Here is a 14,230-nt window from a genome sequence, read left to right on the forward strand (position 1 = left end):
GGGCGGCATGACCGCCGCGGAGATCGACGCGTACCTGGCGGGGCTCGACGAGCCGCACCGGAGCACGCTCGCCGCGCTGCGCGACCTGCTCGCCGAGCTCCTCCCCGACGCCGAGCAGGGGCTCAGCTACGCGGCGCCCGCGTTCCGGATGGGAGGGACACCGGTCGCGGGCTTCTCCGCCGCGGCCCGTCACGTCTCCTACCTCCCGCACTCGGGCACCGTGCTGACGGATCTTGCGGCCTCCGATCCGACCGCGCTCGAGGGCGTCGGCTGGTCGAAGGGCGCGGTTCGCCTGCCCGCCGACCGGCCGCCTCCGCGCGCGCTCATCACCACGCTGGTGGAGGCGCGCCTGGCGGAGCTCGGCCGGACCTAGGCTGACCGCATGGATCACCTCACCGCCCTGCGCCGCGCGATCGACGTCGCGCACGCGGCCCGCGCCCACGGCAACCACCCCTTCGGCGCGGTGCTGCTCGACGGCGACGGCCGCATCGTCCTCGAGGCGGAGAACACCGTGGTGACGCACCGCGACGCCACCGGCCACGCGGAGACCAACCTGGTGCGGCTCGCCTCCAACCAGCTCGACGCGGACGAGCTGGCGGCCGCGACGCTGGTGACCAGCACCGAGCCGTGCGCCATGTGCACGGGCGCGATCTACTGGGCGGGCATCGGCGCGGTCGTCTACGGCCTGCCGGAGTCGGAGCTCTACGCGATGACGGGGGCGCACCCGGAGAACCCGACGCTGCTGCTGCCCTGCCGCGACGTGCTCGCGGCGGGATCCCGCGCCGTCGACGTCACCGGGCCGCTGCTCGCGGACGAGGCCCGCGCGCCGCACGAAGGCTTCTGGGGCTGACCCCCGGCCCGACCGTCAGGCGAGCTCCTCGAGGAGCGCGAGCTCCTCGTCACGGGTAAGGCCGCCGGCGACCTCGCGGTCGACCCCGAGCGCGATCTCCTCCTCCATCACGTCCGCGACCGTCGCAGCGAGAGGGCGCCGGCGGGCACCGGTCGCGAGGAACCGCGCGTCCGAGTGGTAGCCGGTCCGTGCGGGTCCCCCGTGGTCGGCGACCCACAGCGGCAGGGAACGCGGCCCCTTCCAGGACCTCACGTCCAGGTCGCCGAGCCGGTCGTGCTCGACCCGGATGCGGGCCCCGGTCGAGACCGCCGCGTCGCGCGCGGCGGAGACCAGGTCCTCGAACGGCACCTGCGGACCCACCGCGTTGACCGCGCCCGTCACACCGGCCTCGATCGCGCCGATCAGCCAGGCGACCAGGTCGCGCACGTCGACCACCTGGAGCGGGTGCGAGGGTCCGGCGGGCTCGATCATCGCGTGGTCCCCGGCCTGCACGGCCCGGCGCGGCCAGTAGGCGAGGCGCTCGGTCGGATCTCCCGGTCCGGCGATCACCCCCGCACGCACCAGGAGCGCATCCGGATGCGTCGCGACGGTGTCGAGCTCGCAGCGCACCTTCGCCGCGTCGTACAGGGATCCGTCGACCTCGGCATCGCGCGGGACGGGCGGCCGGAGCAACGAGTCCTCCGCGACCACCACGCGCGTGGGGGCGTAGGCGGCGACGGACGAGATGTACGTCCAGTGGCCGGCGCTGATCGCTTCGGCCGCCTCGCGCACGTGCCGCGGCTGCCAGCTGACCTCGACCACGGCGTCCCAGCGGGTGCCGGCGACCTCGGCGTAGGCGTCCGGGGCGTCCCGATCGGCGCGCACCAGCGTCGCGCCCGGCGCGACGTCGCCGGATTCGCCCCGGGCGAGGCAGGTCACCTCCCACCCGCGCGCGAGCGCCTCGCGGGCGGTCTCGCGGCCGAGCCACGCGGTGCCGCCGAGGATCAGGAGCCGAGGCATATGCCCAGGCTAGCCCTAGCGCCGCGCCGCGGTGAGGGGTTCACCGCAACGGCTCGTCGACCACGTCTCCCGGCCCCGCCGTGATCGACCACCGGCGCGTGGGGGCGAGCGAGGAGACGAACGCCGCGTCGTGGCTCACCACCAGCAGCGCTCCTCCGAAGCCCTCGAGCGCCTCGACCAGCTGCGCCTGGGAGTCGAGGTCGAGGCTGTTGGTGGGCTCGTCGAGGATGAGCAGTTGCGGCGCGGGACGGGCGAGCAGCACGCATGCGAGCGCGGCCCGGAAGCGCTCGCCCCCGGACAGCGTCCCGACGGGACCCGACGCGGCCGCGCCCCGCAGCCGGAAGCGGCCGAGGCGGTCGCGGATCTCCTGCTCGTCGGCGTCCGGAGCCGCGCGCCGCACGGTGTCGAGCACGGTGGCGGCATCGTCGAGGTGGTCGAGGCGCTGCGGCAGCACGCCGACCGGCACCGGAATCTCGACCAGGCCGTCACGCGCGGCGAGCCCGCCCAGCAGCGTCCGCACCAGGGTGCTCTTGCCCGACCCGTTGGGACCCGCGAGATGGATCCGCTCGGGGCCGCGCACGATCGCGTCGAGCACCGCGCCGGTGCGCGTCGCCAGGCGGCTCGCCTCCAGCACCAGGCGACGCTGCGGCACGGCCGTGCCAGGCAGGTCGATCCGGATGGTGCGGTCGCGCGGCAGCGCCGCCCGCGCGTCGGCCAGGCGTCCGCGCGCATCCGCGAGGCGCTCCTGATGGATGCCGCGCACGCGCGCGTCGGTACGTTCGGCCTGCTGCTTCTTCGCGTCCGCCACCAGGCCGACGACCCGGCGCTCCGCCCGGGCCTTCTCTCCCGCGCGGCGCTTGCGTCCGGCCCCCTCGACGTGGGCGGCGAGCGCCCGCCGCTGCCTCGCCACGTCGGCGGTCGCCGCGGTCACCGCGCGGTCGGCAGCGGCCCGCTCGGCATCGCGGGCGGCCTCGAACGCGGCGAGCCCGCCGCCGTACCAGCGGAGCTCGGCCGTGCGGTCGTCGCGCTCGCGCAGCTCGGCGATCGTGTCGACGCCCGCGAGCAGCGTCCTGTCGTGGCTCGCCACCAGCGTCGCTCCGGTACGCGCCCGCAGCTGGTGCGCGAGCGCGGCCCGGGAGCCCGCGTCGACATTGTTGGTCGGCTCGTCGAGGATCAGCACCTCGGGGCGCGCGAGCAGCGCGGCGCCGACGGCGAGCAGCACCGCCTCGCCGCCGCTCGCGCGCTCGACCGGGCGGTCGAGGTCGAGCCCGAGGCCCAGCCCCGCGAGGGTCGCGTGCGCGCTCTCCTCGACGGTCCAGTCGTCGGCGAGGACGTCATAGTGGGCCGGGTCGGCGGAGCCCGCCTCGATCGCGCGCAGCGCGGCGAGCCGGTCGGCGACTCCGAGCGCCAGGGCGACGGTCGTGCCGCGTGCGAGCGTGACGTCCTGCGGGACGTAGGCGAGCGACGGCGGCCGTCCGACGCGGCCCGCGGTCGGCACGAGGTCGCCGAGCGCGAGCCGGATCACCGTGGTCTTGCCGATCCCGTTGCGGCCGACGAGCGCGGTGAGGCCGTCGGGCAGCGACCAGGTCAGGTCGTCGAGGAACGCGCGGCCGTCGGGCCAGGCGAAGGAGACATGGGAGAAGGTGAGCGCGGGCATGGGGAGCTCCGAGGGTCTGGAAGGTGCGATGACCATGGCCAGACTCGTGGTCTGGCATCCCTAGCGCTCCACCGGTCCTCCTCGGCGCCGACGGTCGCGGCGCACCCGCACGAAGGTACGCCGCGCAGCGTCCCCCCGCAAGAGGAGGGACGATGCGGGAGTAGCCTGGGCGGGGCGGAATACTTCGCCGTACGTCAAGTGTTCCAGGGGGCGCATGAGCCAGACCTTCGCCTCCCTGCGGATCTTCAACTACCGCCTGTGGTTCGCCGGCGCCCTGGTGTCCAACGTCGGCACCTGGATGCAGCGCGTCGCCCAGGACTGGCTGGTGCTCACCGTGCTGACGCCGGAGTCGGGCGTAGCCGTGGGCATCACCACCGCGCTGCAGTTCCTGCCGTTCCTGCTGCTGAGCGCGTGGGCGGGCCTGCTCGCCGACCGGTTCGACCACCGCACGCTGCTCATGTTCACCCAGATCGGCCAGGCGGTGCTGGGCCTCGCTCTCGCGGCGCTGACGTTGCTCGGGCATGTCGAGCTGTGGCACGTGTACGTGCTCGCCTTCGCGCTCGGGGTGGTCTCGGCGATCGACGGCCCCGCGCGCCAGACCTTCGTGTCCGACCTGGTGCCGACCTCGAACCTGCAGAACGCGGTGGCGCTGAACTCGACCTCCTTCAACGCTGCGCGGCTGATCGGTCCCGGCGTCGCGGGCCTGCTGATCGCGGCGGTCGGCACCGGCTGGGTGTTCCTGATCAACGCGCTCACCTACGCGGCCACCATCGCCGCGCTCTCCCTGATGCGCGCCTCGGAGCTGCATCCTCAGGAACGGGCGTCCCGGCGCCGCGGTCAGGTGCGGGAGGGCGTGCGCTACATGCGACGGCGGCCCGACCTCATGATCATCACGATCGTGGTCGGCGTGGTCGCCGCGCTGGGGCTCAACTTCCAGCTCACCAGCGCGATGATGGCCGCGACGGAGTTCGGGCGCGGCGCCGGCGAGTACGGCCTGCTCGGCTCGGTGATCGCGATCGGATCGCTCGCGGGAGCGCTGGCGGCGGCGCGCCGACGGCAGGCGCGGCTGCGCCTGGTGGTGGGGGCCGCCTTCGCGTTCGGCGTGGCCGCGGGCCTCAACGCGCTCGCCCCGACGTACTGGGTGTACCTGGTGACCTGCGTGCCGGTCGGCTTCACCGCCCTCACCATGATCACGTCGGCGAACGCCGCGGTGCAGACCTCGACCACGCCGCGCATGCGTGGCCGCGTGATGGCGCTGTACATGATGGTGTTCCTGGGCACCACGCCGATCGGATCACCGATCGTCGGATGGATCGGCGAGGCCTGGGGCCCGCGCTGGTCGATCGCCGTGGGGGCCATCGCTGCGCTGCTGGTCTCCGTCGCCGCCGCCGCGTGGGTGGTGCGCGACCAGCGGCTCACGCTGACGTACCAGCTCTCGCGACCGTTCGTGCGGGTGCGCTATCCGACGCCGGAGGAGGCGGAGCGGGAGGCCCGCGACGCCGCCGCCGAGGACGTGCTGGCCCAGCAGATCGAGGACCGCACGGCCCAGAGCTAGGCGACCTGGCGACGGGTGCCGCGCCCAGCTACGGCACCGGTCCGCGCCTCATGAGGCGAAGCGGCCCCGCACCCGCGTGCTCAGACCGCCTCGAACAGCACCGCCGATCCCTGACCCCCTCCGCCGCACAGCGCAGCTACCCCGAGCGCGCCCGGGCCGAGCGACGCCAGCGTTCGTGCCGCGTGACCCACGAGCCGCGCCCCGGAGGCGCCGATCGGATGGCCGAGCGCGATCGCGCCGCCGTGCGGGTTGACGATGCTCGCATCGACCCCGAGGCGACGCATCGACGCGAGCGCCACGGACGCGAACGCCTCGTTGATCTCGACGGTCGCGAGGTCGCCCACCGCGCGGCCGGCCCTCGCGAGCGCCGCCTCGGTGGCCGCCGCGGGCTGCTCGTGCAAGGACACGTCGGGGCCGGCGACCAGGGCGGTCGCGACGATGCGCGCGATGGCGCGCGGCGCGACCGACTCGTCGGCCAGCACCACGGCGGCCGCCCCGTCCGAGATCTGCGACGCGTTGCCCGCAGTGATGGTGCCGCTCGCCCCGAAGGCGGGGCGCAGCCGCGCCAGCGACTCGAGCGAGGTCCCGGGTCGCACGCCGTCGTCCTCCGCGACCGGGTCCTGCCCCTCCTTGACGGTGACCGGCGCGATCTCGCCGGCCAGCAGTTCGCGGGAGGCGACGGCCCGGGCGTGCGACTCGACCGCCCACGCGTCCTGCTCCTCGCGGGTGAAGCCGTGCCGGGCGCCGTGCTCCTCGGTGGACTCGCCCATCGAGCGCTTCTCGAACGCATCGGAGAGACCGTCGTGAGCGAGCGTGTCGAGCAGCGCGATCTGGCCGTAGCGGGTGCCCATGCGGGCGGCGTAGGCGTGCGGGGCGAGGGTCATCGACTCCTGCCCGAGCGCGACCACCACCTGAGCCTCGCCCGCGGCGATCAGCCGCGCGCCGGCGGCGACCGCCTCCGTGCCCGACAGGCACACCACGTTGAGGGTCGAGGCCGGGACGGTGAGAGGGATCCCGGCCCCGACGGCGGACTGCCGGGCAGGGTTCTGACCCGCGCCGCCCTGCAGGACCTGGCCCGCGACCACCTGGTCGACCACCTCGGCGGCGATCCCCGCATCGTCCAACGCCGCCGCGACGGCGTGCGCGCCGAGCGCGGTGGCGGGCATCCGGGAGAACGCGCCGCAGTACTTCACGAAGGGGGTGCGGGCGTATCCCGCGATGACGACGCTCATGCCGCCTCCAGCTCGAAGGTGACGGGCGCGCCCGTGGAGGCGCGCACCTGATCCTCGGTGACGTCCGGCGCGAGGCGTCGGACCACGAGCCCGCCCGGCTCCACGTCGAGCACCGCGAGGTCGGTGACGATCCGGTGGACCACGCCACGGCCGGTCAGGGGCAGGGTGCACTCGGCGACGATCTTGGGGCTGCCGTCCTTGGCGACGTGCTCGGTCACCACCACGACGCGCCGAGTGCCGGCCACCAGGTCCATCGCGCCGCCCATCCCCTTGACCAGCTTGCCGGGGATGGTCCAGTTGGCCAGGTCGCCGTTCGCGCCCACCTGCAGCGCGCCCAGGATCGCGGCGTCGATGTGACCGCCGCGGATCATCGCGAAGCTGGTGGCGGAGTCGAAGAACGCGCCGAAGGGCAGCACGGTGACGGTCTGCTTGCCGGCGTTGATCAGGTCGGCGTCCTCGGTGCCCTCGATGGGGAACGCCCCCATGCCGAGCATGCCGTTCTCGCTCTGCAGGGTCACGGACACCCCGGCGGGAAGGTGATTCGCCACGAGCGTCGGGATGCCGATGCCCAGGTTGACGTGCTGGCCGTCGCGCAGCTCCAGGGCCGCCTGCGCGGCCATCTCCTCACGGGTCCACATGGTCAGGCGCTCCTCACGGTCCGCTGCTCGATGTCCTTGACGCGCGGCGCCGACGTCACGAGCCGCTGCACGAACACCCCGGGGGTCTCGATCGTGTCGGGGTCGAGCGGGGCGTTGTCGACCACCTCGGCCTCCGCCACCGTGACGCGGCCGCACATCGCGGCCAGCGGGTTGAAGTTGCGCGCGGTGAAGCGGTAGCGCAGGTTGCCCGCGATGTCGGCGCGGTGCGCCTTGACCAGCGCGACGTCGGCGACGATCCCGCGCTCGAGGACGTGCTCGACGCCGTCGAAGTCCATGGTCGGCTTGCCCTCGGCGACGGGGGTGCCCACGCCGGTGCGGGTGTAGAACCCGGCGATGCCCGCGCCACCGGCGCGCATCCGCTCGGCCAGGGTGCCCTGGGGCGCGAACTCGACGTCGAGCTCGCCCGCGAGGAACTGCTGCGCGAACAGCTTGTTCTCACCCACGTACGAGGCGACAACCTTGCGCACCTGGCCGGCCTCGAGCAGGATCCCGAGGCCCTTGCCGTCCACGCCCATGTTGTTGCTCACGATCGTGAGGTCCTTGACGCCGGTGTCGCGCAGCGCCTCGATCAGGTCGGTCGGGTTGCCGCTGAGGCCGAACCCGCCAACCGCGATCACCTGCCCGTCGCGGACCACCTCCGCCAGCGCCTCTGCGGCGCTCGGATACAGCTTCATCCGTTCAGACCTCCTTGTCTGCCCACATGATGGATACGCCGACGCTAGTGTCGGGGGAAATCCGGGTCAATCCGCCCCGGGATCTTGCTCACCTTGCGGGCGAGCGTTCAGAATGTGGACGATGCGGAGGTCGGCATGAGCACGGATGGCGCCCAGGTGGTGGGCAGGATCGGCGCGCTGCTGCGCGCGCTGAGCGCCGAGGAGGGGCCGCACACCACGTCCCGCCTCGCGGCGGCGACGTCGCTCACGCGCCCGACCGCGCATCGTCTGCTCGCGGCGCTCGCCGACGAGGGCTTCGTCGACCGCGACGCGGGCCGGGGCACCTGGATGCTCGGCCCCGAGCTGTACGTCATGGGCGCGCTCGCCGCCGACCGGTACGACATCACCGAGCTCGCCCGCGACGCCGTGCGCGAGGTGGCCCGCGCCACCGGCGAGAGCGCGTTCCTCTCCGCCCGGCGCGGCGACGAGTCGGTGTGCCTGCTGCGCGAGGAGGGCGCGTTCCCGCTGCGCTCGCACGTCCTGCACGAGGGCATCCGCTTCCCGCTGGGCGTCGCGTCCGCGGGGCTCGCGATCCTCGCGATGCTGCCCGAGCCGGAGCGCGAGTCCTACCTCCGGCGCGTGGATCTCGCCCCGGCGTGGGGGGCGTCGCACTCGGCGGAGGCGCTGCGGGAGCGCCTCGCGGCGGCGCGCAGCGTCGGCTACGTGGTCAACCCCGGGCTGATCGTCGAGGGCAGCTGGGGAATGGCGGCCGCGATCTTCGACGCGCAGGGGCGTGCCGCCTGGGCGCTGTCCGCCACGGGGGTGGAGGCGCGCTTCGCCGGCGAGCGCCAGGAGGAGATCGGCCGGGTGCTTCTCGAGCAGGCGCACGTGGTCACGCAGCGGCTCCGGGCCTCGTGACGCCGGCCGGTGCCGGGCCTCTCGTCCTGACACCGCCCGCACTTATGGTGATACAGTCTTAAGTCACATGCATGATGCCCATAAGTCCGGGCGTCCATGCGTCTCGACGAGGAAGCGAGCACCAGCATGGTCAACCTCGACCGCCGCTACGACGCGATCGTGATCGGCTCCGGTCCGGGCGGCAGCTCCGCGGTGAGGGAGCTCACCGAGCGCGGGCTGGAGGTCCTGCTCATCGACGCCGGTCGCGAAGTGCGCGAGGAGGACTTCGTCCCGCCGTCGCGCAAGAAGGGCGGCGTGGGACTCGACCTGCTCCCCCGCGCGAACGCCATGGCGCACGGCAGGATCACGCAGGCGCGGCGCCCGTACTACAGCGAGGGCACCAACCGATTCCTGGTCAACGACCTCGAGGACCCGTACACGACGCCCCTGACCCGCCCCTACCTGTGGATCCGCGGCAAGCTCCTCGGCGGCCGGATGCACTCCTACGGGCGGGTGCTGCAGCGCATGTCGGACGTCGACTTCAAGGCCGCGAGCGCGGACGGCGAGGGCCAGGACTGGCCGATCGAGTACGACGACCTCAAGGCCTGGTACGACAAGGTCGAGCGGTCCGTGGGCGTCTACGGCGACGCCGACGGCCTGGTCCACCCGCCGGACGGCGAGTACGTGGGACCGGGCTACCTCACGACTGTCGAGCGTGACTTCAAGGATCGGATCGAGGGCCGCTGGCCCGAGCGCAAGGTGATCTCCTGGCGCTGCCAGGCCCCCTTCCCCGACCGGGTCCCGCCGGGGATCGCCGCGGCGAGGGCAACCGGCCGCCTCACCATCCTGACCGAGTCCGAGGTGACCCGGATCACCACCGACGACGCGACCGGCCTCGCCACCGGCGTCGAGTTCGTGAACCGGGCGTCGAAGCGCGAGGGTCGGGCGTTCGCCGACGCCGTGGTGGTCACAGCCTCGACCATCGAGTCGATCCGGCTCCTGCTGAACTCGGGATCGAGCCGCCACCCGAACGGCCTGGGCAACTCGTCCGGCCTGCTGGGCCGGTACTTCATGGACCAGACCATCTCCATCGGGTTCTTCGACTCCCCGCAGCACCGGGGCGTCTGGGAGCGTCCCGACAACATGCCGGCCGACCCGTTCTACGGCGTCGGCGGCGGGATCCTGATCCCTCGGTACGAGAACATCCCTGGTCACCACGATCCCTCGTTCCTCCGCGGGATCTCCTTCCAGGGCCTGGGCGGACGCATCCCGGTGCCGGACGGGGAGCCCGCCGTGATGGGGCTCGGCGGCGCCGGCGAGATGCTCGCGCGCTACGACAACCACGTGCGCCTGAGCCGTGTCAAGGACCGGTGGGGGATGCCGGTCCCGCACATCGACATCAGCATGGGCGAGAACGACCGCCTGCTGCTCAAGCGGTCGATGACCGCGCTCAAGGAGATGGGCGACGAGGCGGGCTACCGCGTCAACTTCATCGGCTCGGCCGCCGGCCTCGAGACCAAGAAGATCTGGCCGGGCTTCAACCCGGTGCAGAGAGAGATCTTCCGCCAGGGGATCAAGATGTCGGTGGTGCTCGGCGCCGCGATCCACGAGACCGGAGGCGCCCGGATGGGCTCCGACCCGTCGATGTCTGTGGTCAACGGCGTCAACCAGCTATGGGACGCCCCCAACGTGTTCGTGCCGGACGCGGCCTCCTTCGTGAGCGGCTCCAACGTGGGCCCCGCGCTCACGATCATGGCGCTGTCGGCACGCGCCTCGGGCTTCATCGCCGAGCAGCACGCCGCGGGCGGGCTCACCTCCCCGACCGAGGACGTCCAGTACCGCTAGGCGCGGCACGACGCCAACCCCGAGAGTCACGGAACGGAGCACCCCCCCATGCCCGGATTCGCAGGCGGAGGACCAGTCCTTCGGACCGGCATCATCGGCGCCGCGCAGATGGGCGACGTGCACGCGCGCGCCGTGCGACGTGCGGGCGGGGTGGTGCAGGCCATCGCCGGCTCGACCGCCGCATCGTCCCTCGAGGCCGCACGCCGGCACTTCGCGGTGCGACCCGCGCGCGACGGATGGGACGTCGCGACGGCGGACGACGTCGACGTGGTGCACATCTGCACCCCCAACAGCACGCACGCCGAGTTCGCGATCGCGGCGCTCGAGGCCGGCAAGCACGTCGTGTGCGAGAAGCCGCTCGCGGTCACGGTGCACGAGGCGGAGTCGATGGCGACGGCCGCGGCACACGCGCGGACCGTCGCCTCCGTGCCGTTCGTGTACCGGTTCTTCGCGAGCGCCCGCCACGCGCGCGTGCTGGCACGGTCGGGCGAGCTGGGACGGGTACACCTCATCCACGGCTCGTACCTGCAGGACTGGCTGAGCCACCCTGCCAGCGACAACTGGCGCACCGACGCGACCAGGGGAGGCCCCTCGCGCACCTTCGCGGACATCGGCGTGCACTGGTGCGACCTCGCGGAGTTCGTCGCCGGACAGCGGATCACCCGCCTGCACGCCCGCACCGCCATCGCCCACGCCGAGCGGTCGGGGCGACCCGTGACCACGGAGGACACGGCGGTGCTGATGTTCGAGACCGATGCCGGGGCCACGGGCTCCGTGGTGCTGAGCCAGGTGAGCCCCGGACGCAAGAACCGCCTCTGGCTCTCGGTCGACGGGATCGACGGGGCTGCCGCCTTCGACCAGGAGAACCCGGACTCGCTCTGGGTCGGCGCTCGTGACGCGAACCGGATCCTCATGCGGGGGAGCGCCGACCCTGCGGATGTCGCCGCGTACTCGAAGCTTCCCCCCGGCCACCCGCAGGGCTACCAGGACGCCTTCGACGCCTTCATCGAGGATCACTACCGCGCGATCGTCGGGCATGAGGTCGACGGTCTGCCGACGTTCGCCGACGGGTTGCGGGCCGCGCGGCTGACCGAGGCGGTGCTGGAGTCCGCCGCGTCGGAGGCCTGGGTCGACGTCCCCGCCTCCGGGTGAGCCCGTCACCACGAGCCTGACCGCCGCGGCGGCAGCCGCCGTGCACCGCAGCGCCCGGGCCCCATGAGGGGACCCGGGCGCCCGGACGTCAGAGCTGCTGCTCGAGCTTGTGGAACATGGCGTGCTGGCGACGCACCTGCTCGATCCCGCGATAAGGGATGCGCGGACCCTCGTACTCCGAGGACAGGTAGCCCTCGTAGCCTCCGTCGCGGAGCACCTGCAGCACCGGCTCCCAGGGGATGTGGACGTCGACCAGGTCGTCGTCCACCTCGTAGAACTTGGCCTGGATGAAGACCACGTGCTCGAGCACCTCGGCGAGGTCGGAGGCCGGCACGTGCAGCGGACGGAGCGGCACCGGCACGTCGTCCTCGTTCTCCGGCTCCTTGCCGTCCATGCCCTGGAAGGCGGTCCTGGTCATGAAGATGCCGGTGTCGATCAGCAGGCCGAAGTTCCTGGTGCCCGTCCGCTCGATGAACGCCAGGTAGTCGTCGACCACCTTGTGCTTGATGGGCGTCGGGCTGTGGATCTCGGGGCAGATCACGATCCCCTTCTCCTGGGCGAGCTCGAGGTTCCGCTCGACAGCCTCGTCCCAGATGGGGTGCGGCACCAGGTCGAGCGACACCACGCCGATCTTCGGGCGGACGAAGCTGAAGCCCAGCCGAGCGGCGAGACGGATGTCCCGCTCGAGCGCCGCCGCGCCCTCGTCCACCGTGAGGTCGCGGTCGAGCCACATGCGGCTATCGATCCAGCTGCCGAAGTTCGTCGGCTTCAGGCCGTAGCGCTCGAGGCCGGCGAACCAGCGATCGATCCACTCCGTGGTGGGGTCGGGGTAGCCGGCGACGTTCCCCTCGCCCAGGATCTCGAAGCCGGTCGCCCCCAGGTCCGCGACGTGCGCCATCGCGTCCTCGAGGGTCATCACGGTGTTCATGTCGCCCGTGTAGCTGTAGGTGGACACGCCGTACTTGAAGCGCGGCTCGGACACGGCGCCGATCAGGATCGCCTCGCGCTCGAAGTGGAACACGTTCGGCTGGAACTCGATCGGGATGTAGGGCGCGCGCAGCCGCACGTCGACGGCGACGCGGTGCACCCCGCGCTCGAGGCCGCCCGCCAGGGGCACCTTCACGGTCATCGTCCGGTCGAGGTCCCACCGGCCCGAGGTGGTCCGGCGCAGCTCCGCGAGCGTCAGCTCGCGGCCCTCGAGGACGTAGACGTTGCCCTCGTGCGGGAACAGGTGACCGTCCACGGTGACGTCCACGCCGTCGACCAGGCTCGCCGACAGGCCGCGATAGTTCGGGTTGCGCAGGTCCAGCTGGAAGCCCACGGCAGCGCCGTCGACCAGGGTGTTCGCGAATCCACGCGACTGGATGGGGTTGATGTCGAGCACGATCTCTCGCTTTCGGATGGCTGGCCCCGACGCCACCGCCGAGGCTGAGCGGACGACCCCACGTCGGGTCGCCACGGCACGCCTCCAGTTTATGTCGACAACAACCATAAGTCAAGAAGATCGCGACTTATGTGGGGCGTCGCCGCACCCCGGATCTACGCGGCGAGGATCGCGTCCAGGGCCATCCTCGCCGCGCCGCGAACACCTCCGCGCTCGGGATCCTGCATGGTCACCACGGACAGCTGACGGGTCGCCAGCGGCTGGGCGCGCTGATAGATCGCCTCCCTGATCCCCGCGAGCAGCGTCTCCCCTGAGCGCGCCATCTCGCCACCCACGACGATGCGGCCCGGGTTGAGGATCGCGACGCATGCCGACAGGACCTCGCCGATGAGCCGGCCGGCCTCGCGGGACAGGCGGGTCGCCTCCGGGTCGCCGGAGCGCACGAGCTCGACCACGTCGTCCGAGGTCGCCGCGGCGGACCCGAGGTCGGCGAGAGACTGCGCGATCCCGCGTCCCGAGGCGTACGCCTCGAGGCATCCGCTCTGGCCGCAGCGACAGACCCGGGACGACTCGGCGGCCACCTGGATGTGCCCGATGTCGCCCGCGGCGCCCTGCGCTCCGCGGCTCAGCCGCCCGGCGCACACGAGACCGGCGCCGATGCCCGTCGCGACCTTGACCACGAGCAGATCCGTCTCGTCGGGGTACCGTTCCGTCCACTCGCCGAGCGCGAGGATGTTGACGTCGTTGTCGACCAGCACGGGCACGTCGAAGCGTCCGGCGACATAGGCCGGCACGTCGAAGTCGTCCCACCCGGGCATGATCGGGGGGCTCACCGGCCGACCGGTCGAGTGCTCCACCGGGCCCGGCAGGCCCAGGCCCGCTCCGCGCACATCCGCGGCCGTGAGCCCCAGCCCCACGAGCTGGTCGTCCCAGGCGTCCGCGACCCGGTCGAGGACGGCCACCGGCCCGTCGCCGATCGCGAGCTCCTCGCGGCGGTGCGCGAGGATCTCACCCGCGAGATCCGTCACCCCGAGGTACGCGTGCGTCGCGCCCAGGTCGGCCGCCAGCACCACGCCCGCCTTCGCGTTGAACGCATAGGAGAGCGACGGCCTGCCACCGGTCGAGACCGCCTCGTCGAGGATGGTGACGAGCCCGCGCTCGAGGAGCGCGTCGAGCCTGATGCCGATCGTCGAGCGCGCCTGGCCGGTCAGCTGGGCGAGCTCGGTCTTGGTCCGCGGACGGCCCTCACGCAGCAGCGCGAGAACGTCGTGGTTGTCGGTCGTCGCCAAGCCGGCCCTCCATACGCCTCGGGAGGCGCGTCAGGCGCCTTCGCGTCCCCATCGTACG

Annotated in this window: 13 protein-coding genes; 6 read left to right on the forward strand and 7 right to left on the reverse strand. The window is 72.8% G+C overall.

Annotated elements, in window-relative coordinates:
• The first annotated feature begins 7 nt into the window (after positions 1-7).
• Positions 8-373: an iron chaperone gene (locus QQX13_RS07965; protein WP_301119251.1), complete on the forward strand. Its 366-nt coding sequence runs from the start codon at positions 8-10 to the stop codon at positions 371-373.
• A 9-nt stretch (positions 374-382) separates the two neighbouring features.
• Positions 383-850 carry a nucleoside deaminase gene (locus QQX13_RS07970; RefSeq protein ID WP_301119249.1) on the forward strand — a complete coding sequence of 156 codons (468 nt, stop codon included), beginning with the start codon at positions 383-385 and terminating at the stop codon, positions 848-850.
• A gap of 15 nt (positions 851-865) precedes the next feature.
• Here QQX13_RS07970 and QQX13_RS07975 read toward each other — a convergent pair whose 3' ends face one another.
• Positions 866-1,849, reverse strand: a complete 984-nt coding sequence (locus QQX13_RS07975) for an NAD-dependent epimerase/dehydratase family protein (RefSeq protein WP_301119247.1) — start codon at positions 1,847-1,849, stop codon at positions 866-868.
• A gap of 40 nt (positions 1,850-1,889) precedes the next feature.
• The gene (locus tag QQX13_RS07980) at positions 1,890-3,506 is read right to left on the reverse strand and encodes an ATP-binding cassette domain-containing protein (protein ID WP_301119246.1); all 1,617 of its coding nucleotides are present in this window, start codon (positions 3,504-3,506) and stop codon (positions 1,890-1,892) included.
• Positions 3,507-3,720: 214 nt separating this feature from the next.
• On the opposite strand from QQX13_RS07980, the gene QQX13_RS07985 reads away from it, so the two are divergent.
• Entirely contained in the window at positions 3,721-5,061 is a 1,341-nt protein-coding gene (locus QQX13_RS07985) for an MFS transporter (protein ID WP_301119244.1), read from the forward strand.
• A gap of 80 nt (positions 5,062-5,141) precedes the next feature.
• Here QQX13_RS07985 and QQX13_RS07990 read toward each other — a convergent pair whose 3' ends face one another.
• From QQX13_RS07990 to QQX13_RS08000, 3 genes are read right to left on the reverse strand one after another with little or no spacing between them, the layout of a single operon-like run.
• A complete protein-coding gene (locus QQX13_RS07990) occupies positions 5,142-6,293 on the reverse strand; it encodes an acetyl-CoA C-acyltransferase (RefSeq protein WP_301119242.1) in 1,152 nt (383 codons plus the stop codon).
• Positions 6,290-6,931 carry a CoA transferase subunit B gene (locus QQX13_RS07995; RefSeq protein WP_301119240.1) on the reverse strand — a complete coding sequence of 214 codons (642 nt, stop codon included), beginning with the start codon at positions 6,929-6,931 and terminating at the stop codon, positions 6,290-6,292. Before QQX13_RS07995 ends, QQX13_RS07990 begins: the two co-directional genes overlap by 4 nt.
• Before the next feature lie 2 nt (positions 6,932-6,933).
• Positions 6,934-7,626, reverse strand: a complete 693-nt coding sequence (locus tag QQX13_RS08000; RefSeq protein ID WP_301119238.1) for a CoA transferase subunit A — start codon at positions 7,624-7,626, stop codon at positions 6,934-6,936.
• A 135-nt stretch (positions 7,627-7,761) separates the two neighbouring features.
• On the opposite strand from QQX13_RS08000, the gene QQX13_RS08005 reads away from it, so the two are divergent.
• The 3 genes from QQX13_RS08005 (at position 7,762) to QQX13_RS08015 (ending at position 11,499) form a co-directional block, all read left to right on the forward strand.
• Positions 7,762-8,523: an IclR family transcriptional regulator gene (locus QQX13_RS08005; protein ID WP_301119236.1), complete on the forward strand. Its 762-nt coding sequence runs from the start codon at positions 7,762-7,764 to the stop codon at positions 8,521-8,523.
• Positions 8,524-8,649: 126 nt separating this feature from the next.
• On the forward strand, positions 8,650-10,347 hold the full coding sequence (locus QQX13_RS08010; RefSeq protein ID WP_301119234.1) for a GMC oxidoreductase: 1,698 nt from the start codon (positions 8,650-8,652) through the stop codon (positions 10,345-10,347).
• Between the two features lie 48 nt (positions 10,348-10,395).
• Entirely contained in the window at positions 10,396-11,499 is a 1,104-nt protein-coding gene (locus tag QQX13_RS08015; RefSeq protein ID WP_301144533.1) for a Gfo/Idh/MocA family protein, read from the forward strand.
• Positions 11,500-11,587: 88 nt separating this feature from the next.
• Here QQX13_RS08015 and QQX13_RS08020 read toward each other — a convergent pair whose 3' ends face one another.
• Both QQX13_RS08020 and QQX13_RS08025 read right to left on the reverse strand, forming a co-directional pair.
• A complete protein-coding gene (locus tag QQX13_RS08020; protein ID WP_367281260.1) occupies positions 11,588-12,883 on the reverse strand; it encodes a C-glycoside deglycosidase beta subunit domain-containing protein in 1,296 nt (431 codons plus the stop codon).
• Between the two features lie 155 nt (positions 12,884-13,038).
• On the reverse strand, positions 13,039-14,172 hold the full coding sequence (locus tag QQX13_RS08025) for an ROK family protein (RefSeq protein WP_301119230.1): 1,134 nt from the start codon (positions 14,170-14,172) through the stop codon (positions 13,039-13,041).
• Between the last annotated feature and the right edge of the window lie 58 nt (positions 14,173-14,230).

The organism is Demequina lignilytica (assembly GCF_030418375.1).
Lineage (GTDB): Bacteria > Actinomycetota > Actinomycetes > Actinomycetales > Demequinaceae > Demequina > Demequina lignilytica.